Consider the following 3,252-nt stretch of genomic DNA (forward strand, 5'->3'; position numbering starts at 1 on the left):
ATTTAAAGCCTGGCAGTGTCCTACTCTCGCATGGGGAGACCCCACACTACCATCGGCGCTACGGCGTTTCACTGCTGAGTTCGGCATGGGGTCAGGTGGGACCACCGCGCTATCGCCGCCAGGCATATTCTGTTTCCTTCCCGTCGCCGCCTACGCAGCCACCAGAATCAATCTCCGAACAAGCCAAAATTCTCTCTCAACAACATCCCCAAAACCCCTTTGGCGTTGTAAGGTTAAGCCTCTCGGCTCATTAGTACTGGTCAGCTCAATGCATCACTGCACTTACACACCCAGCCTATCCACGTCTTCGTCTTAAACGTTCCTTCCGTGACCTAAAGTCAAGGGAAGACTCATCTCAAGGCAAGTTTCCCGCTTAGATGCTTTCAGCGGTTATCTCTCCCGCACTTAGCTACCGGGCGATGCCATTGGCATGACAACCCGTACACCAGTGGTGCGTCCACTCCGGTCCTCTCGTACTAGGAGCAGCCCCTTTCAATCTTCCTGCGCCCACGGCAGATAGGGACCGAACTGTCTCACGACGTTCTAAACCCAGCTCGCGTACCACTTTAAATGGCGAACAGCCATACCCTTGGGACCTACTTCAGCCCCAGGATGTGATGAGCCGACATCGAGGTGCCAAACACCGCCGTCGATATGAACTCTTGGGCGGTATCAGCCTGTTATCCCCGGAGTACCTTTTATCCGTTGAGCGATGGCCCTTCCATACAGAACCACCGGATCACTAAGACCTACTTTCGTACCTGCTCGAGCCGTCACTCTCGCAGTCAAGCTAGCTTATGCCTTTGCACTAACCTCACGATGTCCGACCGTGATTAGCTAACCTTCGTGCTCCTCCGTTACGCTTTAGGAGGAGACCGCCCCAGTCAAACTACCCACCAGACACTGTCCTCAGCCCGGGTCACGGGCCTAAGTGAGAACATCAAACATTCAAGGGTGGTATTTCAAGGATGGCTCCATGCAGACTGGCGTCCACACTTCCAAGCCTCCCACCTATCCTACACATCAAGGCTCCATGTTCAGTGTCAAGCTATAGTAAAGGTTCACGGGGTCTTTCCGTCTTGCCGCGGGGACACTGCATCTTCACAGCGAGTTCAATTTCACTGAGTCTCGGGTGGAGACAGCCTGGCCATCATTACGCCATTCGTGCAGGTCGGAACTTACCCGACAAGGAATTTCGCTACCTTAGGACCGTTATAGTTACGGCCGCCGTTTACTGGGGCTTCTATCAAGAGCCTCGCACTCGCGCGCTAACCCCATCAATTAACCTTCCAGCACCGGGCAGGCGTCACACCGTATACGTCCACTTTCGTGTTTGCACAGTGCTGTGTTTTTAATAAACAGTTGCAGCCAGCTGGTCTCTGCGACTGGCCTCAGCTCCGGGCGTGCGCCCTTCACCTAACGCCAGCGTGCCTTCTCCCGAAGTTACGGCACCATTTTGCCTAGTTCCTTCACCCGAGTTCTCTCAAGCGCCTGAGTATTCTCTACCTGACCACCTGTGTCGGTTTGGGGTACGATTCAATGTGACCTGATGCTTAGAGGCTTTTCCTGGAAGCCGGGCATCAACCACTTCACCGCCGTAGCGGCTCGTCATCACGCCTCAGTGTGAATAAAAGAGCGGATTTTCCTGCTCTCTCCACCTACACGCTTAAACCGGGACAACCGTCGCCCGGATGGCCTAGCCTTCTCCGTCCCCCCTTCGCAGTCACATTCAGTACAGGAATATTAACCTGTTTCCCATCAGCTACGCTTTTCAGCCTCACCTTAGGGGTCGACTCACCCTGCCCCGATTAACGTTGGACAGGAACCCTTGGTCTTCCGGCGAGCGGGTTTTTCACCCGCTTTATCGTTACTTATGTCAGCATTCGCACTTCTGATACCTCCAGCAGGCCTCACAGCGCCACCTTCAACGGCTTACAGAACGCTCCCCTACCCAGCCACACTTACATGTCGCTGCCGCAGCTTCGGTGCATGGTTTAGCCCCGTTACATCTTCCGCGCAGGCCGACTCGACCAGTGAGCTATTACGCTTTCTTTCAATGATGGCTGCTTCTAAGCCAACATCCTGGCTGTCTGGGCCTTCCCACATCGTTTCCCACTTAACCATGACTTCGGGACCTTAGCTGGCGGTCTGGGTTGTTTCCCTCTTCACGACGGACGTTAGCACCCGCCGTGTGTCTCCCGTGATGACATTCTTCGGTATTCGCAGTTTGCATCGGGTTGGTAAGCCGGGATGGCCCCCTAGCCGAAACAGTGCTCTACCCCCGAAGATGAACTCACGAGGCGCTACCTAAATAGCTTTCGGGGAGAACCAGCTATCTCCCGGTTTGATTGGCCTTTCACCCCCAGCCACAAGTCATCCGCTAATTTTTCAACATTAGTCGGTTCGGTCCTCCAGTTAGTGTTACCCAACCTTCAACCTGCCCATGGCTAGCTCACCGGGTTTCGGGTCTATACCCTGCAACTCTTGCGCCCAGTTAAGACTCGGTTTCCCTGCGGCTCCCCTATTCGGTTAACCTTGCTACAGAATATAAGTCGCTGACCCATTATACAAAAGGTACGCAGTCACCCCAATTGCTCAGGGCTCCCACTGCTTGTACGTACACGGTTTCAGGTTCTCTTTCACTCCCCTCGCCGGGGTTCTTTTCGCCTTTCCCTCACGGTACTGGTTCACTATCGGTCAGTCAGGAGTATTTAGCCTTGGAGGATGGTCCCCCCATCTTCAGACAGGATATCTCGTGTCCCGCCCTACTCATCGAGCTCACAGTAAAGGCATGTTCGTGTACGGGACTGTCACCCTCTCTTGTCCGCCTTTCCAGACGCTTCCACTCACACTTTCACTGATGCAGACTCTGGGCTCCTCCCCGTTCGCTCGCCGCTACTGGGGGAATCTCGGTTGATTTCTTTTCCTCGGGGTACTGAGATGTTTCAGTTCCCCCGGTTCGCCTCGTTTGACTATCTATTCATCAAACGATAGTGCAACGCATTGCACTGGGTTTCCCCATTCGGACATCGCCGGCTTATCACGCTTCATATCAGCTCACCGACGCTTTTCGCAGATTAGCACGTCCTTCATCGCCTCTGACTGCCTAGGCATCCACCGTGTACGCTTATTCGCTTAACCTCACAACCCAAAGACGTCTTGGGTCGCAGAGTGTTGAGAGACTCTTCAATAATACCTCTCGATATTACTGACAGTTTTCAATTTTCAGCTTGTTCCAGATTGTTAAAGAGC

2 rRNA genes are annotated in these 3,252 nt (G+C 53.8%); both read right to left on the reverse strand.

What is annotated here, in order from left to right:
• Positions 1 to 7 precede the first annotated feature (7 nt).
• A 5S ribosomal RNA gene (gene rrf / locus AM629_RS20685) occupies positions 8 to 123 on the reverse strand.
• Between the two features lie 106 nt (positions 124 to 229).
• Positions 230 to 3,141: ribosomal RNA gene (locus tag AM629_RS20690) — 23S ribosomal RNA — on the reverse strand.
• Positions 3,142 to 3,252: the final 111 nt, after the last annotated feature.

The organism is Photorhabdus heterorhabditis, assembly GCF_001280945.1.
Lineage (GTDB): Bacteria > Pseudomonadota > Gammaproteobacteria > Enterobacterales > Enterobacteriaceae > Photorhabdus > Photorhabdus heterorhabditis.